This window comes from Rhodoferax sp. OV413 (assembly GCF_900104385.1).
Classification (GTDB): domain Bacteria; phylum Pseudomonadota; class Gammaproteobacteria; order Burkholderiales; family Burkholderiaceae_C; genus Rhodoferax_B.
Genome location: NZ_FNJA01000013.1, coordinates 1 through 26,708, shown reverse-complemented (window position 1 = coordinate 26,708; position 26,708 = coordinate 1). Strand labels below are relative to the sequence as shown.

Below are 26,708 nucleotides of genomic sequence, written 5' to 3'. Positions count from 1 at the left end.
GATTCATCCGGAACCCCAGTTATCTGCGCCAAGCCAGTCGTTACGCCGCAATGCCAGGCAAAACCCCTGCAAAGCCGCATGCTTGCTGCGTTTAAATGCACCAGCCCTGATGGAACAAAGCCTGCCGCCCAGTTGACCAGCAACCGCCTCCAAAGACTGGGCCAAAGAGCTACAACTTCAGTCGAGATACACTACCGGTAGTGGCTTGAATTGATTTCAGACCCTATATATAGTGTCTGACTTGTGCTGCAAGCCAGATCAATTCCACTGCATCGGCGTGGTAGTCAAAGTACTTGCAACGTATTTTTAGCCTCTGCCCACCGCCAGTTTCAGCCCCCCATACCGTCCACCGTCCTTACACCGATAGAACCAAGGAAACCATGCAAACAGCATTGAACACCCCGTCCGCTACCCTGCCGTTGCAACCTGCACCCCGCAGCACCGACCGCAGCGAATCCAGCACCCCCGAGATGCTGGCGCACTACCAAATCATCCGCCGCAACGGCGCGGTGGTGCCGTTCGAGCCGGGCAAGATCGCCATCGCCATGATGAAGGCCTTTCTGGCCGTGCATGGAACGCAGGGTGCGGCTTCGGCCAGCGTGCGCGAAGTGGTGGACACGCTGACGCAAGGTGTTATTCGGGCTCTGGTGCGTTCGCGTCCCGGTGGCGGCACCTTCCATATCGAAGACGTGCAAGACCATGTGGAACTGGGCCTGATGCGTGGCGGCCACCACGAAATCGCCCGCGCCTACGTGCTGTACCGCGAACGCCACACCCAGGAACGCGCCAAGCAAACCATCGAACAAGCGCCTGCAGCACCCGTGCTGCATGTACTGGACGGCGGCCAGCGCGTAGCCCTCGACACGGCACGCTTGCAGCAGTTGATCGAACAGGCTTGTGCCGGTCTGGGCAGCGAAGTCACCGCCGCCCCCATCGTGGCCGAGACCATGCGCAACCTGTACGACGGTGTGCCCATGGAAGAGGTCTACAAAGCCGCCATCCTGGCTGCCCGGACCCTGATTGAAACCGACCCCGACTACACCTACGCCACCGCCCGCCTGTTGCTGCATACGATCGCCAAAGAGGTCCTAGGCCTGGATGTCACCCAAGCCGAACTGGCCGAGCGCTACGCCGATTACTTCCCCCAGTACATCCAGAAGGGTGTGGACGCCGAACTGCTGGACGCCAAGCTGTTGGGCTACGACCTGAAAAAACTGGGCGCTGCCCTCAAGCCCCAGCGCGATCTGCAGTTTGACTACCTGGGCCTGCAGACCCTGTACGACCGCTACTTCCTGCACATCCGCAAGACCCGCATCGAGCTTCCACAGGCTTTCTTCATGCGCGTCGCCATGGGCCTGGCGCTGAACGAGACCGACCGCGAAGCCCGCGCCATCGAGTTCTATGAAGTCATGTCCTCGTTCGACTTCATGTCCAGCACGCCCACGCTGTTCAACAGCGGCACGCTACGGCCCCAACTCTCCAGCTGCTACCTGACCACGGTGCCCGACGATCTGGACGGCATCTACGAATCCATCAAGGAAAACGCCTTGCTGTCCAAGTTTGCCGGCGGCCTGGGCAATGACTGGACCCGTGTGCGCGCCCTGGGCAGCCATATCAAGGGCACGAATGGCGAATCCCAAGGCGTGGTGCCGTTCCTGAAAGTCGTCAACGACACCGCTGTGGCAGTCAACCAGGGCGGCAAGCGCAAGGGCGCGGTCTGCACCTACCTGGAAACCTGGCATCTGGACATCGAAGAGTTCCTGGAGTTGCGCAAGAACACCGGCGACGACCGCCGCCGTACCCACGACATGAACACCGCCAACTGGGTGCCGGACCTGTTCATGCGCCGTGTCATGGAAGGCGGTAGCTGGACCCTGTTCTCGCCCAACAACACCCCCGACTTGCACGACAAGTTTGGCGCCGACTTCGAAACCGCCTATGTGGCCTACGAAGCCAAAGCCCAGCGCGGTGAAATTACCCCATCCCGCACCCTGCCTGCCAGCGACCTGTGGCGCAAGATGCTGACCATGCTGTTCGAAACCGGCCATCCCTGGATCACCTTCAAGGACGCCTGCAATGTGCGCAGCCCGCAACAACACGCAGGCGTGGTGCACTCTAGCAATCTGTGCACCGAAATCACCCTGAACACCAGTGACACCGAAACCGCAGTCTGCAACCTGGGCTCCGTCAACCTGCTGCAACACATTGTGACCGGTGCCGATGGCAGCAAGACGCTGAACCATGACAAGCTAAAGAAGACCATCACCACGGCCATGCGCATGCTGGACAACGTGATCGACATCAACTACTACGCCGTCAACAAAGCGCGTGACTCCAACCTGCTGCACCGCCCGGTCGGCCTGGGCCTGATGGGCTTCCAGGACAGCCTGTACGCGCTGCGCATTCCCTACGCCAGCGAAGCCGCCGTGGCATTTGCCGACACCTCGATGGAAGCCATCTGCTACTACGCCTACTGGGCGTCCAGCGAGCTGGCCAAGGAACGGGGCCAGTATTCCAGCTACAAGGGCTCGCTGTGGGACCAGGGCATCCTGCCGCTGGACACCCTGGACATGCTGGCCAAAGCCCGCGGCGGCTATGTCGATGTGGACCGCTCGGCCACCCTGGACTGGGGCTCGTTGCGCCAGAAGATCCAGTTAGATGGCATGCGCAACTCCAACTGCGTTGCCATCGCGCCCACGGCCACCATCTCCAACATCATTGGGGTGGATGCGTCGATCGAACCCTGCTTCGGCAACCTGTCGGTCAAATCCAATTTGTCGGGCGAGTTCACGGTCATCAACAGCTATCTGGTGCATGACTTGAAGCGCCTGGGCCTGTGGGACAACGTGATGCTGATGGACCTGAAGCACTTCGACGGTTCGCTGCAATCCATCGACCGCGTGCCGAACGAGATCAAGGCGCTGTACCGCACCGCGTTCGAAGTCGAAACCACCTGGCTGGTAGAAGCCGCGTCGCGCCGCCAGAAGTGGATCGACCAGGCCCAGTCGCTGAATATCTACATGGCAGGCGCCTCGGGCAAGAAGCTCGACGACACCTACAAGCTTGCGTGGACGCGTGGTCTGAAAACCACCTACTACCTGCGTACCCGCAGCGCCACCCACGTGGAGAAATCCACCGTGGCGGCAGGCCGTATGAATGCTGTGTCATCGGGCCAGGCACCGAGCCAGCAAATGAGCGCCATCGACACCGCTGCGATGGCTGCACGCCAGCAAATGAATGCCGACGCACTGAGCGCAAGCCCTGCGACCGACATCAAATTCTGCGCGATTGACGACCCTGGTTGCGAAGCCTGCCAATAAAGCGCAGACCGACCGATGTGCATCGCGAAAACCGGTTTTTCGCGATGCACATGAGCAACACAAACCCTACAAATTTGCGGTGTTGAAAATGAGCACTTTTCATTTCGCTGCGCCGCTCTCATAATCCTAGCATTGGAAAATCTATGTTGACCTGGGACGAAGAAGTCAAGCCCTCACCGCCATCTGCAGCCACCCTCGGTTTACCCATCAACCGGGAGGAGCAACACACTGCTTTTTCTGCAGCAGCCCCATCGACCACCGCACCTGTTGCAGCCCAACCAGCCATCGCTGTAGCCGCTGCCCACGTTGCCGTGCAAGCCACGGCCGCACGCCGCGTCAACGCTGCAGACAAGCGCATCATCAACGGCCAGACCGACGTCAACCAGCTGGTGCCGTTCAAATACAAATGGGCCTGGGAAAAATACCTGGCTTCGTGCGCTAACCACTGGATGCCGCAAGAGGTCAACATGACCCGCGACATCGCGCTCTGGAAGGACCCGAACGGACTGACCGAAGACGAGCGTCGCATCGTCAAGCGCAACCTCGGCTTCTTTGTCACGGCCGACTCGCTGGCCGCCAACAACATCGTGCTGGGCACCTATCGCCACATCACGGCCCCTGAGTGCCGCCAGTTCCTGCTGCGCCAGGCATTTGAAGAAGCCATCCACACCCATGCCTACCAGTACATCGTGGAGTCGCTGGGCCTGGATGAGAGCGAGATCTTCAACGCCTACAACGAAGTCGCATCGATCCGCAACAAAGACCAGTTCCTGATCCCCTTCATCGAAGCGATCATGGACCCCAACTTCCACACCGGCACGCCCGAGAACGACCAAACGCTGCTCAAGTCGCTGATCGTTTTTGCCTGCCTGATGGAAGGCCTGTTCTTCTACGTCGGCTTCACGCAGATTCTGGCGCTAGGCCGTCAGAACAAGATGACTGGTGCCGCCGAGCAGTACCAGTACATCCTGCGCGACGAGTCCATGCACTGCAACTTCGGCATCGATCTGATCAACCAGCTCAAGCTGGAAAACCCACACCTGTGGACGGCCGAGTTCAAGACCGAAATCAAAGACCTGTTCATGCGCGCGGTAGAACTGGAGTACCAGTACGCCGAAGACACCATGCCGCGTGGCGTGCTGGGCATGAACGCTTCCATGTTCAAGGGCTACCTGCGCTATATCGCCAACCGCCGGGCCACCCAGATCGGCCTGGAAGCCTGCTTCCCACACGAAGAAAATCCGTTCCCGTGGATGAGCGAAATGATCGACCTGAAGAAAGAGCGCAATTTCTTCGAAACCCGCGTGATTGAGTACCAATCGGGCGGCGCGCTTTCTTGGGATTAAACCCGTCAGATCCATGCCATCCACTACCGCGCAAACCCCAGCCTGTACTACTACAGTGCATGGCCGCGTTTGCGCTTCCGAGTCCATGGTGCTGGGCATTCGCCCAACACCATGCATCGCTCTATGCCTAACAATCGGTATAAAGTGCTCTTTGTAAACAGATCAAGGAGAAAATAATGGCAACTGCAAAAAAACCGGCCGCAAAAAAGGCCGTTCCAGCAAAGAAAGCGGCTCCCGTAAAGGCTGTCGCAGCAAAGAAAGTAGCTCCGGCTAAACCTGCCGCAAAGAAGGCTGCCCCCGTCAAAGCAGCTCCCGCCAAAAAGGCCGCGCCCGTCAAAGCCGCGGCAAAGGCTGCTCCAGCGAAAAAAGCTGCTCCGGCCAAGAAAGCCGTCGCAGTGAAAGCCGCTCCAGCCAAGAAAGCAGCTGTCAAAGCGGCACCAGCCAAAAAGGCAGCACCCGCCAAGAAGGCCGCCGCTCCAGCGAAAAAAGCTGCTGCCAAAGCCGCACCCGTGAAAGCTGCACCCGCCAAGAAGGCTGCCGCTCCCGCGAAAAAGGCTGCTACCAAAGCTGCAGCACCAGCCAAAAAGGCAGCTCCTGCCAAGAAGGCTGCAGTTGCCGTGAAGGCCGCCCCTGCCAAGAAAGCAGCTGCTCCCAAGGCCGCTGCAAAAAAGGCAACCAAGGCGCCTGCAGCAAAGCCTGCATCGGCTCCAGCCGCTGCATCGGCACAAACCACGCTGAACCCTCAGGCAGCGTGGCCATTTCCGACGGCCAGCAAGCCCTGACCGGACGACTGCGGTCCGCATCAGGCCTGGCATCGCAAGATGCCAGGCCTTTTTTATAGCTAAGGGTAAAACGCCAGCAAGCGATAGCCCACGACACGGGCCTTACCAGCCTTATCGGTAACACGTAAATCCACCGACGTCGCCCACTCCCGGCCCGCAAACAAAACCCTGGATGCAGCCCCCAATTCAACCGGCGACAGCACACGCTTGGATACTGCTTGCTCATCGCTATCGGTCAACACAAATTCGATGGCCGGCATGGCGAGGTCCACCCGGGCTTGGTTCTTCAGCACCAAGCTCAAGCGATAAGCCTCACCATTTTGCAAGCTGCTCAAGGTAGAGCTATCAATCACAATGGATTCAATTTCCTGTAGTGGATCGATGGTGCAGCCCAGGGGCTGGCATAAAGCCAACAATCCGGGCCGGCTCTCAGGCCAGTTCGCCGCCAACCGGTTACGCTGATTGACCACCACCTGCAAACCGAGCAGCACCAGCAATACACAGGCGGAACAGACTCCCAGCCAATACAGCGCAGGTCGGGACGCTACCTCGCTCGGAACCGCATCACGAACAAAAGAGTAGGCGCCTGCCTCAGCATCCGCCTGAGGTGGCTCCGGCTCCACAGCAACGACTGGACTCAGAGTATCTTCCTCGGTAGAGGCACCCTCATCTACGCCAGCAATGTCTTCCGCCGCCAGCATCTGCGGCTCCGAATCGGCGGGGATTTCAGTTTCTGGAATGGCTTCTGGTGGCGGAAATGGCGCAGCGTTCCACACAGCCAACTCAGGCTCTGAGGACACAGGTATCTCTGTATGAACCGTAAGCTCCGGCTCTGGCGCTAGCTCCTGCGAATCTGCCAGGGGCTCAGGCGCGGGCTCAGGTATGTGCGCTGGAACGTCTGGCTCTGCAGACTCCGGCACAGCATCTGCAGCATAGACACTGTGGTGTTCCGCGTCGCTTTGCTGCAAGTCACCCGATGCATCGAAAATCTCGGCACAGTGTCCACAGCGAACCCAGCCTTCCGAAATGCGCAGCTGATCAGGGACAACCTTGAACAGCGTCCCACACACCGGGCAACGGGTTATCAATGCCATGGGCTATCGTGCTGGTTCAAGCCTGACACGGCAAACGCCCTATATCTGGGCTGTCATGAGGACCCAGCCATCTTCACGGTCGGCTACGTCCAGCACCGCCCAGGGCGCATAGGCGGATTTCAGCTCCTCCACTTGGCGCTCCAGGATACCTGCCAAGACCAAGCTGCCGCCGGGCGCAACATGCGCGCACAGCAATGGCGCCAACACCTTCAGGGGAGTGGCTAGGATATTGGCCAGCACCGTCTGGTAACCGCCCACCGCCTGGTCTGGCAAGCCCGCTTTGAGCTGCACCTGGTTGGCCTCGGCATTGAGCAAAGTGGATTGCACAGCCGCTTCGTCGATATCCACCGCGTCGATATCCGTCGCACCATATTTGGCCGCCCCAATCGCCAAGATACCCGAGCCACAGCCGTAGTCGAGCACGCGCGTGAAGCTGCTGGCGTCCTGCCGAGCAATCCAGCGCAAGCACATACGGGTTGTGGGGTGTGTGCCCGTGCCAAAAGCCAGGCCCGGATCTAGCCGGATGACTTTGGTCGCTTGCGCAGGAGGCTCGTGCCAGGTGGGAACGATCCAGAAATCAGAGGTAATCTCCACCGGCGCAAACTGCGACTGGGTGAGCCGCACCCAGTCTTGCTCTGGCACCACGGAAAGCCCCAGTACATCACAACCGGCAAAAAAATCCTGCAGCTTGAGCACCGACAGAGCGTCCTGGGCCAAGTCTTCGGAAGCAAACAGCGCCTGGATGCGCGAACGCTGCCAGCCGTCTTGCGGCGGCGGCATGCCAGGCTCGCCGAACAAGGCTTGCTCGGCATCGGTCTGCGCGTCTGCGTCTTCTACGCTGACACTCAAGGCATCCAAGGCATCCAGCGCATCGCTGAGCGTCTCTACCCTGTCTTGCGGGCACATCAGGCTGATTTCAAACATGTGCGACGCGCTCTTAACGTTTGTGCTGCGAGAGCCACTCTTCCAAATAATGGATGTTGGTGCCTCCCGCCATGAACTTGGCATCCACCATCAACTCGCGGTGCAGCGGGATATTGGTGTTGATACCCTCAATCACCGTTTCCAGCAACGCGGTACGCATGCGCGCCATGGCTTGCTCACGCGTGTCACCGTGCACGATGATCTTGCCGACCATGGAGTCGTAATTCGGCGGCACGTAGTAATTGGTGTAGACGTGCGAATCGACGCGCACGCCAGGGCCACCTGGTGGGTGCCACATCGTGATGCGGCCCGGTGACGGCGTAAATTTGTACGGATCTTCCGCATTCACGCGGCATTCAATCGCATGGCCACTGATGGTGATCTGGCGTTGCGCAAATGGCAGCTTCTCACCCGCGGCCACCATGATCTGGGTCCGGACGATATCCACGCCGGTGATCAGCTCCGTCACCGGATGTTCGACCTGCACACGGGTGTTCATTTCAATAAAGTAGAACTCGCCGTTTTCATACAGGAACTCGAAGGTGCCCGCGCCACGGTAGCCGATCTTTTTGCAGGCCGCCGCGCAGCGCTCGCCGATCCGCTCGATCAGTTTGCGCGGAATACCTGGAGCCGGCGCTTCTTCCAGCACCTTCTGGTGGCGGCGCTGCATTGAGCAGTCGCGCTCACCCAGATACACCACGTTCTTAAATTTGTCGGCCAGGATCTGGATTTCGATATGGCGCGGATTCTGGAGGTACTTCTCCATATAGACCGCACCATTACCGAATGCCGCCTTGGCCTCTGCCTTGGTCATTTGCACGGCATTGATCAACGCCGCTTCGGTGTGCACCACGCGCATACCCCGGCCGCCACCGCCGCCAGCGGCTTTGATGATCACCGGATAACCGACGGCCTTGGCCGTGCGCCGAATCGTGGCGGCATCGTCCGGCAATTCGCCTTCAGAGCCTGGAACGCAAGGCACACCCGCTTTGATCATCGCCTGCTTGGCCGACACCTTGTCGCCCATCATGCGGATGTTCTCAGGCGTAGGTCCGATGAACTGGAAGCCACTCTTTTCCACGCGCTCGGCAAAATCTGCGTTTTCGCTCAGGAAACCGTAACCGGGGTGGATGGCTTCGGCATCCGTCACCTCTGCCGCGGAAATCAGCGCGGGCATATTCAGGTAACTCAAACCCGATGGGGCGGGACCGATACACACGGCTTCGTCCGCCAGCTTGACGTACTTGGCTTCGCGATCCGCCTCGGAATACACCATGACCGCCTTGATACCCATCTCGCGGCAAGCCCGCTGGATACGCAGGGCGATCTCGCCTCGATTTGCTACCAGTATTTTTTTAAACATGCGCCACCAAACTCTGTGGGTTCACTCAATCACGAACAAGGGCTGGCCGTATTCCACAGCCTGGCCGTTTTCACACAGCATCTGCACCACGGTACCGGCCTTGTCGGCTTCGATTTCATTCAAGATCTTCATCGCTTCGATGATGCAGATGGTCTCGCCTTCCTTGACCTGGCTGCCGACTTCCACAAAAGCCTTGGCGCCTGGGCTGGACGAGCGGTAGAACGTACCCACCATCGGGGACTTGACCACGTGGCCCGTAGGAGCCTCTACGGCCGGTGCAGCCACTGGCGCAGCTGCAGCCTGGGCGGCCACATCGACCACGGGCGCTGCCATCATGGCAGGCGGTGCGGCCTGGTACACCATGGCACCACCGCCCTTGACGATGCGTACCTTGCCTTCAGCTTCGGTAATTTCGAGTTCCGACACGTTGGAATCAGACACCAAGTCGATCAACGTTTTGAGTTTGCGCAAATCCATAAAACCTCCAGCCACGACCAACCAAAAAGAGGTGGAATCTACCTCAATTCCGCCGAACGGTCGCTTATTTCTTGTATTTCATTTGTAAATCGCCTTCCAAGGCCTCTGTCAAAAGGGCTTGGAAAGGATCAAACTGCCTATTTCAAGGCGGCCCAGACTTGCAAGTCGGCCGCGCTTAGCTTGCCCATTTTACGATGAAGCACTGCGCCGCTGGCACCCAACACCACCGTAAAAGGCAGGCCGCCGGTCAGATTGCCTAGGGAGCGGCCGAGCTCGGTACCGCCCAAACCGGCCATCCCGACCGGGAAACTAACCGGTGTTTTCTGCAAAAAGCCCTGCACTGCAGGCAATTGGTCAACCGCCAAGCCCACCACTTGCCAGCCGTTGGCCGCATGATCCTTGAAGAAGCGATCAATCAAGGGCAGCTCTTCCACACACGGTGGACACCAAGTGGCCCAAAAGTTCAGCAACACGGGTCGCCCGCGAAAAGCCTGCATCTCCAGTGGACTACCGGTTGGACTGTCCAGGCGCAGACGCCACAGTGCCTCTTCGGCATCGGCCAGCACTGGGCCAGGCTGGTGATGCCACCACGCCAGGCCCGTACCGGCCAGACCGGCAGTAGCGGCCACGGCAGCCAGCAGGCGACGACGCTGGGGCACAGCCGGAGGAGAAATAACAGTGTTCATGTCGCCGTATCCTGCAGCAAACGGCGCACCGCGGCGATGTCCCCGCGCGGCGTACGGCCTTTGCTGTCGGGCTTCAAAGCCCCGCGCAAGTCGTCCAGGTCATACACCATAAGGTGCACACCCACCACCACGCCCAGTTCGGGGCTGCGGCTGGCAAAGCTCAGTGCCTCGACCGCGTCGCCGCGAAACCCGGTCACGGTTGTCGGCTCGTAGGGCACACGGTGGTCAATCAGCGCGATCTCTGCCGATTTGGGGTCATCGCAAAACATCTGGATGCTGATGTCGGACAACCGGGTTGCTGTACCAAACCATACGGCGCCGCATAAATGTGGCCTGAAATGGGCCATGCGCTCCATCCAGGTCAGCGCCAGCACCCGCAGCGCACGCAGCTCCTCGGGCTGGGTGTCGCCGCAGAACAGCTCTATATATTCACGCACCGCGTCTTCCAGCACGTCATTGCCGGGCAACGGCGCGCGGCCCATGCCCAACTGGGCCACGGCACGGCGCTTGGCGGGGCCGTATTCCAGCCCCTCCTCCACAACCAAGCGGGCGGCGGTTGCGGCAATTTCAGAAGTCATTGCATCCATGCCCCGGATTTTGCACCTTTTGCCGGCCCGGCCCAGCCACTGCCCCGCCCTCTAAAATCTGCGCATGCACATTCATATTCTGGGTATTTGCGGCACCTTCATGGGCGGTTTGGCAGCTTTGGCGCGGGAGGCCGGCCACCGCGTCACCGGTTGCGATGCGGGGGTGTACCCACCCATGAGCGACCAGTTGCGGGCGCTGGACATAGGCCTGATCGAAGGCTTCTCGGCCGACCAGCTGGCGCTCAAGCCCGATATGTTCGTGGTGGGCAACGTGGTATCCCGGGCCAGGCTGGCCGACGGCAGCCCCAAGTTCCCTTTGATGGAAGCGATCCTGGACGCCGGCCTACCCTACACCAGCGGACCGCAATGGCTGGCCGAGCACGTGCTGCAGGGCCGGCACGTAATGGCGGTGGCCGGCACCCACGGCAAAACCACCACCACCGCGATGCTGGCCTGGATTCTGGAATATGCGGGCCAGCAGCCGGGATTCTTGGTCGGCGGCGTGCCTTTGAACTTTGGCGTGTCGGCCCGCCTGGGCGCGGGCAGCAGCTTTGTGATCGAAGCGGACGAGTACGACACCGCGTTTTTCGACAAGCGCAGCAAGTTCGTCCACTACCGCCCGCGCACGGCTGTGCTGAACAACCTGGAATTCGACCACGCCGATATTTTTGACGACCTGGCCGCCATCGAACGGCAGTTCCACCATCTGCTGCGCACCGTGCCCGCCACCGGGCGGGTGGTGGTGAACGGCCTGGAGGAAAGCCTGGCACGCGTGCTGCACCAGGGCTGCTGGAGCGAGGTACGCAGCTTTGGCGCGGCCGTCAGCGACTTCACCGCCCGGGGCGAACCCCACCATTTCGAAGTTCTGCAGCGCGGCGAGCGCGTGGCCACGGTGGAATGGGCGCTGGGCGGGGTCCACAACCAGCTCAACGCGCTGGCCGCCATCGCCGCCGCCGACCATCTAGGCGTAACCCCGGCCATCGCAGCCCGCGCACTGGGTGAATTCCAGAACGTCAAGCGGCGCATGGAAGTGCTGGGCACGGTGCGCGGCATCACGGTGTACGACGATTTTGCCCACCACCCCACGGCCATCCGCACCACGGTGGACGGCCTGCGCCGCCGGGTCGGCCCCACGCAGCGCATCCTGGCGGTGTTCGAGCCGCGCAGCAACACCATGAAACTGGGCGCCATGAAGGCCCAGCTGCCCTGGAGCCTGGAAGATGCAGACCTGGCGTTCTGCCATGCGGGCGGGCTGGGCTGGGATGCGCGCAGCGCCCTGGAGCCTATGGGCGCCAAGGCCCAGGTTGCCGACAGCATTGACGCGCTGGTAGACCAGGTACTGGCAGCCGCACAGCCGGGCGACCATATTCTGTGCATGAGCAACGGCGGCTTTGGCGGCATCCACGCCAAGCTGCTGCGGGCACTACAAAAGTAATAGCTGCTGGCGCTTATGAAATATGCGCCAGCAGCACTTTTTACTTAAATTTCAGAAGAGCAGGCCGCGATCGGATAGCAGCACATTGGCCGAGGGTAACCAAGCCATGTCGCCAGCTGCGGTGGTGATGGCGCCGTCAAAATACAAACCGGCCAGATCCCGCGCCAACTGGCCGGGATTCAAGCCGCTTTTCTGCAGCTGTGCCATGCTGGTGGGGCCAGCCCCCAGGGCCTGCAGCACCGTACGCAAAGACTCTTTCAGCCAGGAGGCGGGCACCTGGGGGGGACGCACCAGGCGGATCAATTCGGTGTGGTAGACCGCAGGCAGCAGATCGACGGCCGAATGCTGGGCAAATTGCCACATCACCTCGACCAGGCCTGCGCGCTTGAAGCGCGGCGGCAAGCCGTCGGTCGAGGCCGCGCGCTGCGTCCAACTGGCTTGCTCCAGCTGCACCGGGCTGGCATCCACACGGTAGTCGACGCGGCGCCGGGGCAAGTCGACCACGGCTAGCAGCACCGACTGGTGCACCACCTCATAGACCGCATGCCGCAGCCCACCCAGGGTCTGGTACAGCAGCGCCCCCAGGAAATACTGGGCCCGCAAAGGCTGCAGCCAGACCTCAAACTTCTTCAACACCATCTGCACCGCACGCTCGGACTCGGGGTCAAAGGTGGTCAAAGGCTCAATCTCTTGCGAGGCCAGCGGTGTGGTGAAGGCCATCGGGCGGTCTACCGCCTCCAGCTGCAGTTGCAACGGCGGTGCGGCCCGCCGGCTGTCGGGAATCGCCAGCACGCCATCGTCTTGCAACTGGGCGGCCTGGCCACTCACGCACCAGGCATCGGCCTCTTCGAACCGGGCCACACGCCAGGCCGGCAGACTGCCCGGTTCATAGGGTAGGAAGCCCAGCAATGCCGCCCTTTGCGGTGGCGAGAGGCCCGCCACCCCTAGCCAAAATATAGGTCGATCCAATGCCATAGCGTTCCTCCGATGTTGAGGTTCATCCTGCCCGGCGTGCTTTCACCGCCTCGGACAGGATATCCAGCGTCTGCAGGGATTGGTCCCAACCCAGGCAGGCATCTGTAATGCTACGGCCATATTCCAAGGATTGCTGGTCTGTTTTGCCAGGAGTGAACTTTTGTGCACCTTCGACCAGGTGGCTTTCCACCATCAGGCCGAAAACCTGGCGCGAACCACCGGCGACTTGCCCAGCGATATCGCGCGCCACCTCGATTTGCTTCTCGTGCTGCTTGCTACTGTTGGCGTGGCTGCAGTCGACCATCAAGGTGGCCGGCATCTTGGCAGCGCTGAGTTCGGCGCAGGCCGCAGCAACGCTGGCGGCGTCGTAGTTCGGCGCTTTACCGCCGCGCAGGATCACGTGGCAGTCCTTGTTGCCATTGGTCTGCACGATGGCGACCTGGCCATTCTTGTGCACCGACAAAAAGTGGTGACCGCGCGCCGCCGCCTGAATGGCGTCGGTGGCGATACGGATATTGCCGTCGGTGCCGTTCTTGAAGCCGATGGGTGCCGACAGGCCGGATGCCAGCTCGCGATGCACCTGGCTCTCGGTGGTGCGCGCGCCAATCGCGCCCCAGGCAATCAGATCGCCGATGTACTGCGGCGAAATCACGTCCAGGAACTCGCTGCCGGCGGGCAAGCCCAGGCGGTTGATGTCGATCAGCAGCTGGCGGGCGATGCGCAGGCCTTCGTCGATGCGGTAGGTTTCGTCCAGGTAGGGGTCGTTGATCAGGCCCTTCCAGCCCACGGTGGTGCGGGGCTTTTCGAAGTAGACGCGCATCACGATCTCCAGCGTGTCGGCGTATTTCTCACGCTGCTCCTTCAGGCGGCGCGCGTATTCCAGTGCCGCCATCGGATCATGGATGGAGCACGGGCCAATCACCACCAGCAGCCGGTCGTCGGTGCCGGCGATGATGTTGTGGATGTTCTTGCGGGTGGTGGTGATCAGCGACTCCACGGGTGTGCCGCGGATGGGGAAGAAGCGGATCAGATGTTCTGGAGGAGGTAGCACGGTAATGTCCTTGATGCGTTCGTCGTCGGTTTGGCTGGTTTTTTCGACGCTCGCATACCAGCTGTCGCTGGTGGGGTGGGCTTTGGCATTCATGGGCTGTGCTCCTGTGGGTATTAAAAATAAGTTGAGAAAAACGGTGGGGCAAAAAAAAACCGCCGGAGTGGTGAAACTCCGGCGGTTTTTATGAAGGGCTTTATTTGCTTACAGACACGCCTCTCATCCGCCGGGGACCGAGAACCAAAAGTAAAAGTAGGCAAATACGTGCTGCTGCATAGCGTTTCAATGTAACACAGAGATAGGCGGGGGCAAAACCGGGTAAGCCCTCAGGCCGTGCCGCCTACCGTCAAGCCGTCGATGCGCAGGGTGGGCTGGCCCACGCCCACGGGCACGCTCTGGCCTTCTTTGCCGCAGGTGCCGACACCGGGGTCGAGCTTCATGTCGTTGCCGATCATGCTGACTTTCTTCAGGCATTCGGGGCCGCTGCCGACGATGGTCGCGCCCTTCACCGGGTACTGGATCTTGCCGTTTTCCACCCAATAGGCTTCGCTGGCGGAGAACACAAACTTGCCCGAGGTAATGTCCACCTGGCCGCCGCCGAAGTTGCTAGCGTACAAGCCCTTCTTGATGCTGGCAATGATTTCCTGCGGGTCCTTGTCGCCGCCCAGCATGTAGGTATTGGTCATGCGCGGCATCGGGATGTGCGCGTAGCTCTCACGCCGGCCATTGCCGGTGGGCTTGACGCCCATCAGGCGCGCATTCATCGCGTCCTGGATGTAGCCCTTCAAAATGCCGTCTTCGATCAGCACATTGCGCTGGCTGGCGCAGCCTTCATCGTCCACGTTCAGCGAGCCGCGGCGGTCGGCAATCGTGCCATCGTCGAGGACGGTCACGCCCTTGGCGGCAACGCGCTGCCCAATGCGACCGCTGAAGGCGCTGGAACCCTTGCGGTTGAAGTCACCTTCCAGCCCATGGCCGATGGCTTCGTGCAACAGGATGCCGGGCCAGCCCGAGCCCAGCACCACCGTCATCACGCCAGCCGGGGCGGGGCGGGACTCGAGATTGGTCATGGCCGCATGCACGGCGGCATCCACGTATTCGTTGAGCATGGCGTCGTCAAAATACGCCAGGCCGAAACGGCCACCGCCGCCGCCCGAGCCCATCTCGCGGCGCACCACGCCCTTGACCGTGGCCTCGGCAATCACCGTGACGCTCAGGCGCACCAGTGGGCGCACATCGGCAGCCAGCGTGCCGTCGGCCCGCGCCACCATCACCACATCGTATTCCGCGGCCAGACCGGCCATCACCTGGGCGACGCGCGGGTCTTTGGCTCGGGCCAGCTTTTCCACCCGCTCCAGCAGCTTGACCTTGGCCGTGCTGTCCAGCGAGGCGATGGGATCGACGCCGGGGTACAGGCTGCGTCCTTTTGCTACCTTTTGTGCAGCTACCTTCGCACGTTTTGTCTGCGCTGCAGCCGAAATAGACCGCACAGTGCGGGCGGCATCCAGTAGCGAAGCCTCAGAAATATCGTCGGAATAGGCGAAGGCGGTTTTCTCGCCGCTGACGGCCCGCACACCCACGCCCTGGTCGATGCTGAAGGAACCGGTTTTGACGATGCCCTCCTCCAGGCTCCAGCCTTCGCTGCGCGTGTACTGGAAGTACAGGTCGGCATCGTCCACTTTGTGGGCGGTGATTTCGGCCAGCGCGCGGCTGAGGTGGGCGGGCGTCAGGCCAAAGGGCTCCAGCAGGAGCGATTGGGCAATGGCGAGGCGTTCGAGTGTGGGTTCGCGAGAGATCATTCAATCATTTTAGGCTTGGCCCGCGGCCGCCGCTGTGCCGCCGGCCATACCCCGCCAGGACTCAGGATTGGACCAGGCGCCGCGCCTTGGCAATCGACATCAGAATGCCCAGCCCCAGCCCCAACGTGACCATGGCGGTGCCGCCATAGCTGATGAAGGGCAAGGGCACGCCGACCACCGGCAAGATACCGCTGACCATGCCCATGTTGACGAAGGCATAGGTAAAAAAGATCAGCGTCACGCTGCCCGCCAGCAGACGCGAGAACATGGTGGGCGCGTCCATCGCGATCACCAGCCCGCGCAGCACCAGAAACAGAAAGCCGGCAATCAGCAGCAGGTTGCCGATCAGGCCGAATTCTTCGGAAAACGCGGCAAAGATGAAGTCAGTCGTCCGCTCGGGGATGAATTCCAGATGGGTTTGCGTGCCTTGCATAAAGCCCTTGCCCGTGACCCCTCCCGATCCGATGGCGATCATGCCCTGGATGATGTGGAAGCCCTTACCCAGCGGGTCGCGGCTCGGGTCCAGCAGCGTGCAGATGCGCTGCTGTTGGTAATCGTGCAGTACCACCCAGCGCATGCCGTCGGCACATAGCGCCGGCTCGTTCCAGACCAGCAGGCCTATGCCCACCAACCCCAGCAGCACCGGCGGCACGATTAGCTTCCAGCTCAGGCCGGCAAAGAACAGCACCGACAAGCCGGTGGTCATGACCAGAATCGCCGTGCCCAGATCGGGCTGCTTGACGATCAGCGCCACCGGCAAGGCCAGCAGCAAGCCCCCGACCAGAAAGTCCAACGGCCGCAGCTGGCCTTCGCGCCGCTGGAACCACCAGGCCAGCATCAAGGGCATGGCGATCTTCAAAATCTCGCTGGGCTGGATGATGATGCCCAGGTTCAGCCAGCGTCGCGCGCCCTTTTTGGTGATGCCAAAGATGGCCACCGCAATCAGCAAGGCCACGCCCAGGGTGTACATGGGCACCGCCAGCGCCATCAGGCGTTGCGGCGGAATTTGCGCCACCACGAACAGAATGGTGCCGGCCAGCAGCATGTTGCGGCCATGGTCCACGAAGCGCGTGCCATGGTCGTAGCCCGACGAATACATGGTGAGCAGGCCCGCGCAGACCAGCATGAACACCGCAAACGCCAACGGCCCGTCAAAGCCACGGAACATGGGCGTGACGCGCTGCCACAGCGGGGATTTTTCAAAAACTACAGACATACCCGATTATCGCGCTGGCCACGAATCAGCCCCCAAGGTTGAGCGGGAAAAACTACCCGGCCAGTACCCGGTTCTTGCCGCTGCGCTTGGCCAGGTACATGGCTTGGTCGGCGCGCTTGATGCAGTCCACGCCCGATTCGCCGGCTGCCAACTGCGCCACGCCGGCGCTGAAGGTGATCAGCACCTTCTGGTTGTCGCGCAGAAAGAATTTCTTGGTCAGCTCGCGCTGCAAGCGGGTCAAGGCGCCGACACCCAGCTCCAGCCCGGTATCGGGCAGCACGATCACAAACTCTTCGCCGCCAAACCGGGCCAGGGTGTCCTGGGGCCGCATCGAGACACGGGTGACGTCGGCCAGGTGGGTCAGCGCGGCATCGCCGGCCTCGTGGCCCAGGTCGTCGTTGAGCTTCTTGAAGTTGTCGATGTCCAGCAGCGCCAGGCACAGCGGCGTGCCCTTGCGCGAGGCCCGGGATATCTCGCGCTGGATGGCTTCGTCCAGGCCGCGGCGATTCAAGGCGCCGGTCAAGGGGTCGTGCCGCGCTTGGGCGCTGACCCGGTCTAGCTCCAGGTGCAGCTTGCTGATTTCAGCCTCGGCTTGTTCGGTCTTCTCGCGCATGAACTGCAGCTGGTCACGCGAATTCTGAGTATCCAGCGCCATGCTGCGGGTGGCGCTGAGCGCTGTTTGCAGCACCGGCGCCAGTTCTTCTATGGAGGTGACCTGCTCGATCTGGCGCGCGCACTCCTCGATCCGCACCTGGTAGACGCCGCTGGACTCGCCCATCAGGGACAGCCGGTCGACAAACGCCACCAGCAGCTCGCGCATCTGGGTCTGGGCCTCGTGCGCCCGGGTCTTGGCCTCGGCCTGCTTGGCAATCACATCGACCAGGCGCCGCTGCACGTCGTCGAGCCGGCGCAAGCTCAAAGGCGGAGTCGAGGCTTCCATCAGCGCGTCGATCTGACCCTTGAGCCACTGGTCGTCTATGCAGAGTTCGCCGATGTTGGTGAACACCAGGTGCAAGAGCTGCAGCAGCACGATCTTGATTTCAGCCTGGTCCTCGGCGGTAAACGACAGGCGGTGGCTGAAGTTGGCCAGCATGGTCTTGGTGCGCGGCAAATCAGGCACCGGCTGGCGGATGAAGGCCAGCAGCTCGCGGGCCTGCTCCAGAAAGCGGTCGTCGTCGGTGCCCAGGGCTGGCAAGGCGTTGTCGATCAGACGCGCGATCTGCTCCATGAATTCGGGGGTCAGCGCCGGGTTGCTATGCGGGCTGGCAGCCAGGGGCGTCAGCCCGCTGTCCGATACCGTGGGCGCCACCATGCCAAAGCCGGCGTAGCCCACCAAGGCGTTTTGCACGCCCTCCCAGCTGCGCTGGGAAATGGCCGACTCCAGCAGGCCGCATTGCTTTTGCTGGCCCGGGTTCTTGGCCGGCAGGGCGGCGGAAATTTGGCGCAGGCGGTCAAACGGGAAATGCGCGGGCGGCAGGGTGCCAGCCACCTCGTGGTACAGGGTTTGGTAGTTCTCAGGCGTAGGCGCCAGCTTCTTGAGACTCAGCTGCTTGAATGTTTCACGCGCAATTTCACTTGGAGATCGATCAGCCATGGGACTCGCAGTTAAATCTGTCATGGGCAGTAGCCCCCAAAGAGGTTGATCGTATCTGGTAAACCCGGCAAATCCAAGGCAAGAAACCGCTTATGTTTGCTAGCATAAGCTTATGCCTGTCACCCATTTGCTGTACCTCCACGGCTTTCGCTCATCGCCCCAATCAGCCAAGGCCCAGCAGGTGGCAGAACGGGTACGCAACCAGTACCCCGCCGTCACCTGGTGGTGCCCGCAGCTGCCGCCGTCCCCGCAGGCAGCCATGGCCCTGGTCCAGCAAGGCATTGCCGACTGGCCGCGGCAAACCATGGCGGTCATAGGTTCTTCGCTCGGCGGCTTTTATGCCACCTGGGTCGCCGAGCACACCGGCTGCAAGTCGGTGCTGCTGAATCCCGCGGTAGACCCGGCGCGGGACCTGGCCCGCTACATCGGCGAGCAGACCAGCTGGCAGAACCCCGAAGAGCGGTTTTTCTTCGAACCCGCCTTTATTGGTGAATTGCAGGCCCTGACCCTGCACAACCAGCCCCCACCCGAGCGTTGCCGGGCCATCATCGCCAAGGGCGACGAGGTACTGGACTGGCGCGAGATGGCGGCCCGCTACGCCAGCGCCCAGCCTTTGCTGCTGGAGGGTGGCGACCACGCCCTGAGCGACTTCGAAGCGCACATCGACGGCATATTTGCGTTTCTCGACCTGCTCAAAAACTGACAGCCAGGTCGGACCGGCCGCGCCGCATGGGAGAATTCGGCCCATGTTTGCATTATTTGAAGAAGCCGGAAAATTCATGGCCGGGCGCATCTTGTCCGAAGCGGAGTCGTCCGCCCAGGTCGAGCTCGACAGCGGCAAGCGGGTCAAGGTCAAGGCCGCCAACCTGCTGCTGAAGTTCGACAAGCCGACTCCCGCGGTCCTGCTGCGCGACGCCCAGCAGGTAGCCGCCGATATCGAGCTGGAAATGGCCTGGGAGTTCGCGCCCGAGGACGATTTCGGCTTTGCCGACCTGGCGCGCGACTATTTCAGCGACAAAGCCACGCTGGAGCAGCAAACAGCCATGCTGCTGCGTCTGTTCGAGGCGCCGCATTACTTTCGCCGCGCGGGCAAGGGGCGCTTCCGCAAGGCTTCGGCCGAGATCCTGCAATTGGCGCTGGCCGCGATCGAAAAGAAGCAGCAGATTGCTATACAAATTGCGGCCTGGGCGGAGGAGCTAAGTCAAGGTTCGTGCCCGCCCGCTGTGCGTGAGCAGCTATACAAAATACTCTTTAAACCCGATAAAAACGGCCCCGAGTACAAGGCCGTGGTCGAAGCCTCGCGCGCCACCCACAAGGCGCCGCTGGTGCTGCTGCAGCACGCCGGCGCCATCGACTCGCCCTACCAGTTCCACTGGAGGCGCTTCCTGCTGGAGAACTTCCCCAAGGGCACGGGCTTCCCCGCACTGGAGGCGCCGCAAATCCTCGACGATTTGCCGCTGTCCACGGCGCAGGCCTTCTCCATCGACGATTCGCAAACCACCGAGATCGACGACGCGCTGTCGGTGCAGGGCCTGGGTAGCGGCACTGTCACGCTGGGCATCCACATCGCCGCGCCCGGCCTGGCCGTCAGCCCCGGCAGCGCCATCGACCAGTTGGGCCGGGCCCGCCTGTCCACCGTTTACATGCCGGGCTACAAACTGACCATGCTGCCTGATGCCGTGGTGCAGCACTACACGCTGCAAGAGGGCCGCGACTGTCCGGCCGTGTCGCTGTACGTCACGCTGGACGAGGCGACGCTGGAGATCAGCGCCACCGAAACCCGACTGGAGCGGGTCCGCATCGCGGCCAACCTGCGCCACGACCAGCTCGACACCCTGGTGACGGCCGAATGGCTGGAGAATCCAGCTTTTGAGCATGAAAACGGCACTTCAAGCATACCAATGGAGCGCGAGCAGCTATCATTTTTATACCGCTTGGCAAAACACCTGAAAGCCCAGCGCGAAGTGGTGCGCGGCAAGCCGGAGAACTTCAACCGGCCCGACTACAACTTCAAGCTGGTCGGCAAGGAAGGCAACGAACCCGCCGGTACCGAGCAGGTGCAGATCACCACCCGCCAGCGCGGCGCCCCCCTGGACTTGATGGTGGCCGAGGCCATGATCCTGGCCAACAGCACCTGGGGCCAGTGGATGGCCGAGAACGGCGTGCCCGGCATCTACCGCAGCCAGGCCAGCCTGCTGCCCGGCGTGAAAGTGCGCATGGGTACCAAAGCGCTGCCGCACGCGGGCATCGGCGTCAAAAGCTATGCCTGGAGCACCTCGCCCTTACGCCGCTACACCGACCTGGTGAACCAGTGGCAGATCATCGCCTGCGCGCGCCACGGCAAGACCGCCGCGCTGGCCGCGCCGTTCAAGCCCAAGGACGCCGACCTGTTCTCCATCATTTCGATGTTTGACGCGGCCTACGCCACCTACAACGGCTACCAGGGCGCGATGGAGCGCTTCTGGACGCTGAAGTACCTGCAGCAGAACGGCATTACCGAAATCATTGGCAGCGTCTTCAAGGATGGCATGGTGCGGGCCGACAGCCTGCCGCTGGTGCTGCCGGTGCTAGGCGACGCGCCGCGCGGCGCCAAGGTGCGGGTCAAGCTGGGTGAAATCGACGAGATCACGCTGGACATCAGCGGCACCGTGGTCGAGCGGCTCGACACCCCGGTCGAAACCGCGGAAGACGCACCGGCCGAGGAAGAAGACGACGACACCACGGCCGGCCCGATCGCCATTGCCGTCGACATGAACGAAGCCGAAGCGGCCCCGGCCACTGATGTAGCACCGTGAACCTGCGTTTTCTCCCCAGCTTCAGCCCCCTGCAGCTTGCGCTGGGGTTCTCCATCGGCCTGCACGCGGTGCTGCTGACGCTGCGCTTTGTAGACCCGGAAAGCTTCAACCGGGTGTTCCAGGACACGCCGCTGGAGGTGATTCTGGTGAACGCCAAGTCTGCCACCCCGCCCGACCGCGCGACCGCCATCGCCCAGGCATCGCTGGCCGGCGGCGGCGAGGCTGAGCAAGGCCGCGCCACCTCGCCGTTGCCGCCCTCGGCCTTGACCGACCTGGGCGAGACCATGGAGGAAACCCAGCGCAAGATGGACGCGATGCAGCAGCAGCAAACCATGCTGCTGGCGCAGGTCAGCCAGCAGCTGGCCAGCATGCCGCTGCCCGACCCGAAGCAGGCCAGCAATTCACCCGAAGCTGCGGCCCAGGAGGAAAAACGCCGCCAGCTGCTGAACCTGCTGGCCGAAATCGAGCGGCGCATCAACCAGGAAAATTCTCGCCCCAAGCGCCGCTACGTCAGCCCCGCCACCCGCGAAGAGGTGTACGCGGTGTACTACGACGGCCTGCGCCGCCGGGTCGAAGACCGGGGCACCGAGAACTTCCCCGAATACGCGGGCAAGAAGCTCTACGGCGCATTGACCATGATCGTCACGGTTAACTACGACGGGCAGGTGCTGGCCACCCAGATCGCCGAAAGCTCGGGCAACCGCACGCTGGACCGGCGCGCCGAGGCCATCGTCCGCAGCGCTGGCCCATTTGGCCAGTTCAGCGACGCCATGCGGGCCAAGGTGGACCAGCTGGTGGTGGTGTCGCGCTTCCGCTTCACCCGCGACCAAACGCTGGAAACCAAAGTCGGCGCCACGCCCTGACCCTCTCATTTTCGAAAAGAGTTTTTATGGACCGCTATTGCGTGATGGGCAACCCGGTAGAGCACAGCAAATCGCCGTGGATCCATGCCCGCTTTGCCGAGCTGACCGGCCACAGCCTGCAGTACGGCAAGCGCCTGGTGCCCTTGGATGGCTTCGTCCAGGCCGTGGCCGAGCTGCGCGCCGAGGGCGGCCTGGGGTGCAATATCACCGTGCCCTTCAAGTTTGAAGCCGCCCGGCTGGCCCAGCACGAATCTGCGCGTGCCCGCCTGGCAGGAGCCAGCAATTTCCTGCACTTCCGCAGCGACGGTATCTATGCCGACAACACCGATGGCGCCGGCCTGGTCAACGACATCCAGTCCAACGCCGGCGTCGCCCTGGCGGGGCGCGATGTGCTGCTGATCGGCGCCGGCGGCGCGTCCGCCGGGGTGCTGGGGCCGCTGATCGAAGCCCAGGTGGGCCGCATCACCGTTGCCAACCGCACGCTGGACAAGGCCCGGGCGCTGGTGGAACGCCACGCCGCGCTGGCTCGGCAACACGGCGTGCGCGTCGACAGCTCCGAGCTGGCCGCGGTGCAGAGCCCGTACGACGTGGTCGTCAACGCCACCGCCAGCAGCCTGAGCGGCGCAGGCGTGCCAGTGTCCCCCCAGGTGCTGAAACCCGGCGCCCTGGCGCTGGACATGATGTACGGCCCGGCCGCCGCCGGCTTTATGGACTGGGCCCGCGCGCACCAGGCCGTGCCCCGCGATGGCCTGGGCATGCTGGTCGAGCAGGCGGCCGAGGCCTTCTTGCTGTGGCGCGGCGTGCGCCCGCCATCGGCCCGGGTGCTGGCCGAACTGCGCTCCACTCTGGCCTGACGCCATGCGCTCCGTCTTGCGCTGGCTGCTGCTGGTGGCGTTTGCCACGCTGGCGCTGCAACTGTTTTTTGTCGGCCGTATCGCCATGATGGCGGCCGTTGACCCGCAATCCACTGCATTTGAACGCTCGGAGGCCTGGCGGCTGCTGACCAGCGCCGACACCCGCATGCGCTGGCGCCAGCAATGGCTGCCGTACAGCCAGATTTCGGACAACCTGAAACGCGCAGTGATTGCCTCCGAAGACGGCAGCTTCACCAACCACGAAGGCGTGGATTGGGAAGCACTGGAAAAAGCCTGGCAAAAGAACGAAAAAGCCCAGGAACGCGCCGCCAAGCTGGCTGCCCCGACCAAGGCCAAAACACCGACCACGCCGCGTCCGCCCAAGGTGATTGGCGGCTCCACCATCACCCAGCAATTGGCGAAAAACCTGCTCTTGTCCGGTGAACGCACGCTGCTGCGCAAGGGGCAGGAATTCGTGCTGACCATGCTGCTGGAGCTGCTGCTGGACAAGCAGCGCATCCTGGAAATCTACCTCAACAACGTGGAATGGGGCGAAGGCGTGTTTGGCGCCGAAGCCGCGGCCCAGCACTACTTCCGCAAGCCCGCGGCCCGCCTTTCGGCCTTTGAGGCGGCCCGGCTGGCGGTGATGCTGCCGCGCCCCAAGTATTTTGAGAAACTGCCCAACTCGGGCTACCTTTCGAGCCGGGCCTCAACCATCGTGGCCCGCATGGGCAGCGCAGAACTGCCCTGAGCAGGGGGCGGTGGATAATGTGGGCCGCATTCCCGCTGAATCCGCCTGAGCCACCCCATGTCTGACATCCTAGAAAAAATCATCGCCGTCAAACGCGAAGAAATCGCCACCGCGCTGAAGCGCAAACCCTTGTCGGAAGTGCGCGCTGACGCCGAATCACGGGTACTGACCCGCGACTTTGTGGGCGCCATGCGCAGCAAAATCGCCGCTGGCCAGGCCGCGGTGATTGCGGAAATCAAAAAAGCCAGCCCCTCCAAAGGCGTGCTGCGCGAAGACTTCATCCCCGCCGATATTGCCCAAAGCTATGCCGAACATGGCGCCGCCTGCCTGTCGGTGCTGACAGACCGACAGTTTTTCCAGGGCCAGGTGGATTATTTGAAGCAAGCCCGGGCGTCCTGCCAGCTGCCGGTGCTGCGCAAAGACTTCCTGGTCGATGCCTACCAGGTGTATGAATCGCGTGCCATGGGCGCCGACTGCATTCTGTTGATCGCAGCGGTACTGGAAGATGGCCACATGGCCGAGCTGGAAGCTATCGCCCGCTCACTCGATATGGCGGTGCTGGTAGAGGTGCACGATGCAGCAGAGCTGCAACGCGCTTTGAAGCTCAAAACTCCGCTGATCGGTATCAACAACCGGAATCTGCGCAGTTTTGAAGTCAGCCTGGACACTACCCTGGCCTTAAAAAAAGACGTTCCAGCCGACCGCCTACTGGTGACGGAAAGCGGCATCCTGAGCAAGGCCGATGTGCAGCGCATGCGGGATGCCAAGGTGGACGCCTTCCTGATAGGCGAAGCCTTCATGCGCGCAGCCGACCCCGGCGAGGCGCTGGCCAGCCTGTTCGATGCAGGCTGATGCCTAGCTAAAAGAGAGCACAAGGTCGTGTCACTGTGGTCCCATGACCGGCTGGAGACCTGGCCACCGGCGATTACGGCGGTTGCGCCAGATTGGCAGCCCACCGTCGCTGACTTCCTCGCCAGCCCAGCTGGCCAGCGCATCAGCCAGCTGCTGCATCAGCGCCTGGCGGCGCACGCCACCATCTATCCGCCCCAGCCATTCCGCGCGCTGGAGCTGACACCGCTGCATACGGTCAAGGTGGTGATCCTGGGGCAGGACCCCTACCACGGCCCCGGTCAGGCAGAAGGGCTGGCCTTCTCGGTCGCTCCCGGCATCCAGCCACCGCCGTCTTTGCGCAATATTTTCAAAGAATTGCAGCGCGAAGACATGGCCCCCAGCACTCCCGGCGGCTCCTTAGCAGCCTGGGCACGCCAAGGGGTTTTGCTACTCAACACCAGCCTGACCGTCGAAGATGGCAGCCCCGCAAGCCACGCCAAGCAAGGATGGGAAGCACTGACCGATGCCGCCGTCATGCGGGTGGCCCAAACTGCGCCGGCCTGCGTCTACCTGTTGTGGGGCGCCCATGCGCAAAGCAAAGCACCGCTGATCCAGCAAACAGCACAGGCCCACCAGCACCAAGCCCTGGTCCTGCAAGCCAACCACCCCTCGCCCTTGTCTGCCTTGCGCCCGCCCGTGCCATTCATCGGCTGTGGGCACTTTCGAGAAGCCAACGATTTTCTGGCCCAAGCCGGCCTCAACCCAATTGACTGGGCTCGCCTCTCATAGTGGTCGGGTGTTACCCAAACCGGCATCCGCAAAGATCAATTCACGCCTTTTTACACAGGCCGATCGAACATTGCCCGCAATCAGGCTATGATTGAGGGCTGTCGCAAATGAAGACATTAGTTTCAAACTATAGTTCTATGCTATAATTTGAGGCTTCGCCGGAGAGGTGGCCGAGTGGTTAATGGCAGCAGACTGTAAATCTGCCCTCTTACGAGTACGCTGGTTCGAATCCAGCCCTCTCCACCAGCGATGTGCTGATTTTTGAAAGTATTGACAAGCGGGTTTTGGGTTTGGCGTGAATGTTTCGCCTTGAGTGCATTAAAGCAAGCAAGTGCGGGAGTAGTTCAATGGTAGAACCCTAGCCTTCCAAGCTAATGACGCGGGTTCGATTCCCGTCTCCCGCTCCAAAGGCGCTTGTCAGTAGGTAAGTTTAGGTTGTATTGCTGCGAGCCTTTCGTAGCAATGTAACAAGTGCCCATTTGGCTCAGTGGCAGAGCACTCCCTTGGTAAGGGAGAGGTCCCGGGTCCGATTCCCGGAATGGGCACCAGTATTTCGAAGGCGCGCCGAATCCAGTAGGTGCCGATGTTTGGGTAAATTTGGTTTATTTTTTTCGGAGCCGAAAAAATGGGAAAAGAAAAGTTCACACGTACCAAGCCCCACGTCAATGTGGGCACGATCGGCCACGTTGACCATGGCAAGACCACGCTGACCGCCGCCATCACCACCGTGCTGGCAGCCAAGTTCGGCGGTTCGGCCAAGGCCTACGACCAAATCGACGCAGCACCTGAAGAAAAAGCCCGCGGTATTACCATCAATACCGCCCACGTCGAATACGAAACCGCCAACCGCCACTATGCCCACGTGGACTGCCCAGGCCACGCCGACTATGTGAAGAACATGATCACCGGCGCAGCCCAAATGGACGGCGCTATTCTGGTGTGTTCCGCTGCTGACGGCCCTATGCCACAAACCCGCGAACACATCCTGTTGGCCCGCCAAGTTGGCGTGCCTTACATCATCGTGTTCCTGAACAAGTGCGACATGGTCGACGACGCCGAACTGCTCGAACTCGTTGAAATGGAAGTCCGCGAGCTGCTCGACAAATACGATTTCCCTGGCGACTCCACCCCCATCATCCACGGCTCGGCTAAGCTGGCCATGGAAGGCGACAAGGGTCC

23 protein-coding genes and 3 tRNA genes are annotated in these 26,708 nt (G+C 61.8%); 15 read left to right on the top strand and 11 right to left on the bottom strand.

Annotated elements, in window-relative coordinates:
* Positions 1–380 precede the first annotated feature (380 nt).
* The 3 genes from BLT66_RS25670 (at position 381) to BLT66_RS25660 (ending at position 5,448) form a co-directional block, all read left to right on the top strand.
* Positions 381–3,320, top strand: coding sequence for a ribonucleoside-diphosphate reductase subunit alpha (locus tag BLT66_RS25670; protein ID WP_092762696.1), 2,940 nt, complete (start codon positions 381–383; stop codon positions 3,318–3,320).
* A 143-nt stretch (positions 3,321–3,463) separates the two neighbouring features.
* On the top strand, positions 3,464–4,666 hold the full coding sequence (locus BLT66_RS25665) for a ribonucleotide-diphosphate reductase subunit beta (protein WP_092762694.1): 1,203 nt from the start codon (positions 3,464–3,466) through the stop codon (positions 4,664–4,666).
* A gap of 176 nt (positions 4,667–4,842) precedes the next feature.
* Positions 4,843–5,448, top strand: a complete 606-nt coding sequence (locus BLT66_RS25660; protein ID WP_092762692.1) for a histone — start codon at positions 4,843–4,845, stop codon at positions 5,446–5,448.
* 59 nt (positions 5,449–5,507) lie between these two features.
* Here BLT66_RS25660 and BLT66_RS25655 read toward each other — a convergent pair whose 3' ends face one another.
* The 6 genes from BLT66_RS25655 to BLT66_RS25630 form a co-directional block, all read right to left on the bottom strand.
* A complete protein-coding gene (locus BLT66_RS25655; protein WP_092762690.1) occupies positions 5,508–6,542 on the bottom strand; it encodes a DUF3426 domain-containing protein in 1,035 nt (344 codons plus the stop codon).
* Between the two features lie 39 nt (positions 6,543–6,581).
* Positions 6,582–7,466, bottom strand: coding sequence for a 50S ribosomal protein L11 methyltransferase (prmA, locus tag BLT66_RS25650; protein WP_092762688.1), 885 nt, complete (start codon positions 7,464–7,466; stop codon positions 6,582–6,584).
* Positions 7,467–7,479: 13 nt separating this feature from the next.
* Positions 7,480–8,829 (bottom strand): acetyl-CoA carboxylase biotin carboxylase subunit, encoded by a 1,350-nt coding sequence (gene accC / locus BLT66_RS25645; RefSeq protein WP_092762686.1) that lies wholly within the window; start codon positions 8,827–8,829, stop codon positions 7,480–7,482.
* Between the two features lie 21 nt (positions 8,830–8,850).
* Positions 8,851–9,306, bottom strand: a complete 456-nt coding sequence (accB, locus tag BLT66_RS25640) for an acetyl-CoA carboxylase biotin carboxyl carrier protein (protein WP_092762684.1) — start codon at positions 9,304–9,306, stop codon at positions 8,851–8,853.
* A gap of 137 nt (positions 9,307–9,443) precedes the next feature.
* Positions 9,444–9,992: a TlpA disulfide reductase family protein gene (locus BLT66_RS25635; RefSeq protein WP_092762682.1), complete on the bottom strand. Its 549-nt coding sequence runs from the start codon at positions 9,990–9,992 to the stop codon at positions 9,444–9,446.
* Positions 9,989–10,579 (bottom strand): hypothetical protein, encoded by a 591-nt coding sequence (locus tag BLT66_RS25630; protein ID WP_092762680.1) that lies wholly within the window; start codon positions 10,577–10,579, stop codon positions 9,989–9,991. The genes BLT66_RS25635 and BLT66_RS25630 overlap by 4 nt, the downstream gene beginning before the upstream one ends.
* Positions 10,580–10,643: 64 nt before the next feature.
* Here BLT66_RS25630 and mpl point away from each other — a divergent pair, with 64 nt between their 5' ends.
* Positions 10,644–12,014, top strand: a complete 1,371-nt coding sequence (gene mpl, locus BLT66_RS25625) for a UDP-N-acetylmuramate:L-alanyl-gamma-D-glutamyl-meso-diaminopimelate ligase (protein WP_092762678.1) — start codon at positions 10,644–10,646, stop codon at positions 12,012–12,014.
* 51 nt (positions 12,015–12,065) lie between these two features.
* On the opposite strand, the gene BLT66_RS25620 is transcribed toward mpl, so the two are convergent.
* From BLT66_RS25620 to BLT66_RS25600, 5 genes are all read right to left on the bottom strand, one after another.
* A complete protein-coding gene (locus BLT66_RS25620) occupies positions 12,066–12,923 on the bottom strand; it encodes a hypothetical protein (protein WP_092762676.1) in 858 nt (285 codons plus the stop codon).
* A gap of 88 nt (positions 12,924–13,011) precedes the next feature.
* Complete coding sequence (locus tag BLT66_RS25615) at positions 13,012–14,133, bottom strand: 3-deoxy-7-phosphoheptulonate synthase (RefSeq protein WP_092762674.1); 1,122 nt, start codon at positions 14,131–14,133, stop codon at positions 13,012–13,014.
* Positions 14,134–14,363: 230 nt separating this feature from the next.
* Complete coding sequence (tldD, locus tag BLT66_RS25610) at positions 14,364–15,836, bottom strand: metalloprotease TldD (RefSeq protein ID WP_092762672.1); 1,473 nt, start codon at positions 15,834–15,836, stop codon at positions 14,364–14,366.
* A gap of 61 nt (positions 15,837–15,897) precedes the next feature.
* The gene (gene rodA / locus BLT66_RS25605; protein WP_092762670.1) at positions 15,898–17,052 is read right to left on the bottom strand and encodes a rod shape-determining protein RodA; all 1,155 of its coding nucleotides are present in this window, start codon (positions 17,050–17,052) and stop codon (positions 15,898–15,900) included.
* A gap of 52 nt (positions 17,053–17,104) precedes the next feature.
* Positions 17,105–18,646 carry a GGDEF domain-containing protein gene (locus tag BLT66_RS25600; protein ID WP_092762668.1) on the bottom strand — a complete coding sequence of 514 codons (1,542 nt, stop codon included), beginning with the start codon at positions 18,644–18,646 and terminating at the stop codon, positions 17,105–17,107.
* A 112-nt stretch (positions 18,647–18,758) separates the two neighbouring features.
* On the opposite strand from BLT66_RS25600, the gene BLT66_RS25595 reads away from it, so the two are divergent.
* The 11 genes from BLT66_RS25595 to BLT66_RS25545 all read left to right on the top strand — a co-directional run.
* Positions 18,759–19,349 carry a YqiA/YcfP family alpha/beta fold hydrolase gene (locus tag BLT66_RS25595; protein WP_092762666.1) on the top strand — a complete coding sequence of 197 codons (591 nt, stop codon included), beginning with the start codon at positions 18,759–18,761 and terminating at the stop codon, positions 19,347–19,349.
* Positions 19,350–19,392: 43 nt separating this feature from the next.
* On the top strand, positions 19,393–21,441 hold the full coding sequence (locus BLT66_RS25590) for a ribonuclease catalytic domain-containing protein (protein ID WP_092762664.1): 2,049 nt from the start codon (positions 19,393–19,395) through the stop codon (positions 21,439–21,441).
* Positions 21,438–22,304, top strand: a complete 867-nt coding sequence (locus BLT66_RS25585) for an energy transducer TonB (RefSeq protein ID WP_092762661.1) — start codon at positions 21,438–21,440, stop codon at positions 22,302–22,304. Before BLT66_RS25590 ends, BLT66_RS25585 begins: the two co-directional genes overlap by 4 nt.
* 26 nt (positions 22,305–22,330) lie before the next feature.
* Positions 22,331–23,158, top strand: coding sequence for a shikimate dehydrogenase (gene aroE / locus BLT66_RS25580; RefSeq protein WP_092762659.1), 828 nt, complete (start codon positions 22,331–22,333; stop codon positions 23,156–23,158).
* A gap of 4 nt (positions 23,159–23,162) precedes the next feature.
* The gene (locus tag BLT66_RS25575; protein ID WP_092762657.1) at positions 23,163–23,909 is read left to right on the top strand and encodes a transglycosylase domain-containing protein; all 747 of its coding nucleotides are present in this window, start codon (positions 23,163–23,165) and stop codon (positions 23,907–23,909) included.
* A gap of 57 nt (positions 23,910–23,966) precedes the next feature.
* Entirely contained in the window at positions 23,967–24,761 is a 795-nt protein-coding gene (trpC, locus tag BLT66_RS25570; RefSeq protein ID WP_092762655.1) for an indole-3-glycerol phosphate synthase TrpC, read from the top strand.
* Positions 24,762–24,788: 27 nt separating this feature from the next.
* On the top strand, positions 24,789–25,529 hold the full coding sequence (locus BLT66_RS25565; protein ID WP_092762653.1) for a uracil-DNA glycosylase: 741 nt from the start codon (positions 24,789–24,791) through the stop codon (positions 25,527–25,529).
* Positions 25,530–25,689: 160 nt separating this feature from the next.
* A tRNA-Tyr gene (locus BLT66_RS25560) sits at positions 25,690–25,775 on the top strand.
* 87 nt (positions 25,776–25,862) lie between these two features.
* Positions 25,863–25,936, top strand: a tRNA-Gly gene (locus BLT66_RS25555).
* A 66-nt stretch (positions 25,937–26,002) separates the two neighbouring features.
* A tRNA-Thr gene (locus BLT66_RS25550) sits at positions 26,003–26,077 on the top strand.
* 77 nt (positions 26,078–26,154) lie between these two features.
* Positions 26,155–26,708: GTP-binding protein (locus tag BLT66_RS25545; protein WP_143029299.1), on the top strand; the 554-nt coding region annotated here is incomplete at its 3' end.

Bases quoted from the DNA above. Each gene is read 5' to 3' on its own strand.
- BLT66_RS25670 (WP_092762696.1), top strand. From the start codon at position 381: ATGCAAACAGCATTGAACACCCCGTCCGCTACCCTGCCGTTGCAACCT.
- BLT66_RS25665 (WP_092762694.1), top strand. From the start codon at position 3,464: ATGTTGACCTGGGACGAAGAAGTCAAGCCCTCACCGCCATCTGCAGCC.
- BLT66_RS25660 (WP_092762692.1), top strand. From the start codon at position 4,843: ATGGCAACTGCAAAAAAACCGGCCGCAAAAAAGGCCGTTCCAGCAAAG.
- BLT66_RS25655 (WP_092762690.1), bottom strand. From the start codon at position 6,542: ATGGCATTGATAACCCGTTGCCCGGTGTGTGGGACGCTGTTCAAGGTT.
- prmA (WP_092762688.1), bottom strand. From the start codon at position 7,466: ATGTTTGAAATCAGCCTGATGTGCCCGCAAGACAGGGTAGAGACGCTC.
- accC (WP_092762686.1), bottom strand. From the start codon at position 8,829: ATGTTTAAAAAAATACTGGTAGCAAATCGAGGCGAGATCGCCCTGCGT.
- accB (WP_092762684.1), bottom strand. From the start codon at position 9,306: ATGGATTTGCGCAAACTCAAAACGTTGATCGACTTGGTGTCTGATTCC.
- BLT66_RS25635 (WP_092762682.1), bottom strand. From the start codon at position 9,992: ATGAACACTGTTATTTCTCCTCCGGCTGTGCCCCAGCGTCGTCGCCTG.
- BLT66_RS25630 (WP_092762680.1), bottom strand. From the start codon at position 10,579: ATGGATGCAATGACTTCTGAAATTGCCGCAACCGCCGCCCGCTTGGTT.
- mpl (WP_092762678.1), top strand. From the start codon at position 10,644: ATGCACATTCATATTCTGGGTATTTGCGGCACCTTCATGGGCGGTTTG.
- BLT66_RS25615 (WP_092762674.1), bottom strand. From the start codon at position 14,133: ATGAATGCCAAAGCCCACCCCACCAGCGACAGCTGGTATGCGAGCGTC.
- tldD (WP_092762672.1), bottom strand. From the start codon at position 15,836: ATGATCTCTCGCGAACCCACACTCGAACGCCTCGCCATTGCCCAATCG.
- rodA (WP_092762670.1), bottom strand. From the start codon at position 17,052: ATGTCTGTAGTTTTTGAAAAATCCCCGCTGTGGCAGCGCGTCACGCCC.
- BLT66_RS25600 (WP_092762668.1), bottom strand. From the start codon at position 18,646: ATGGCTGATCGATCTCCAAGTGAAATTGCGCGTGAAACATTCAAGCAG.
- BLT66_RS25595 (WP_092762666.1), top strand. From the start codon at position 18,759: ATGCCTGTCACCCATTTGCTGTACCTCCACGGCTTTCGCTCATCGCCC.
- BLT66_RS25590 (WP_092762664.1), top strand. From the start codon at position 19,393: ATGTTTGCATTATTTGAAGAAGCCGGAAAATTCATGGCCGGGCGCATC.
- aroE (WP_092762659.1), top strand. From the start codon at position 22,331: ATGGACCGCTATTGCGTGATGGGCAACCCGGTAGAGCACAGCAAATCG.
- BLT66_RS25575 (WP_092762657.1), top strand. From the start codon at position 23,163: ATGCGCTCCGTCTTGCGCTGGCTGCTGCTGGTGGCGTTTGCCACGCTG.
- trpC (WP_092762655.1), top strand. From the start codon at position 23,967: ATGTCTGACATCCTAGAAAAAATCATCGCCGTCAAACGCGAAGAAATC.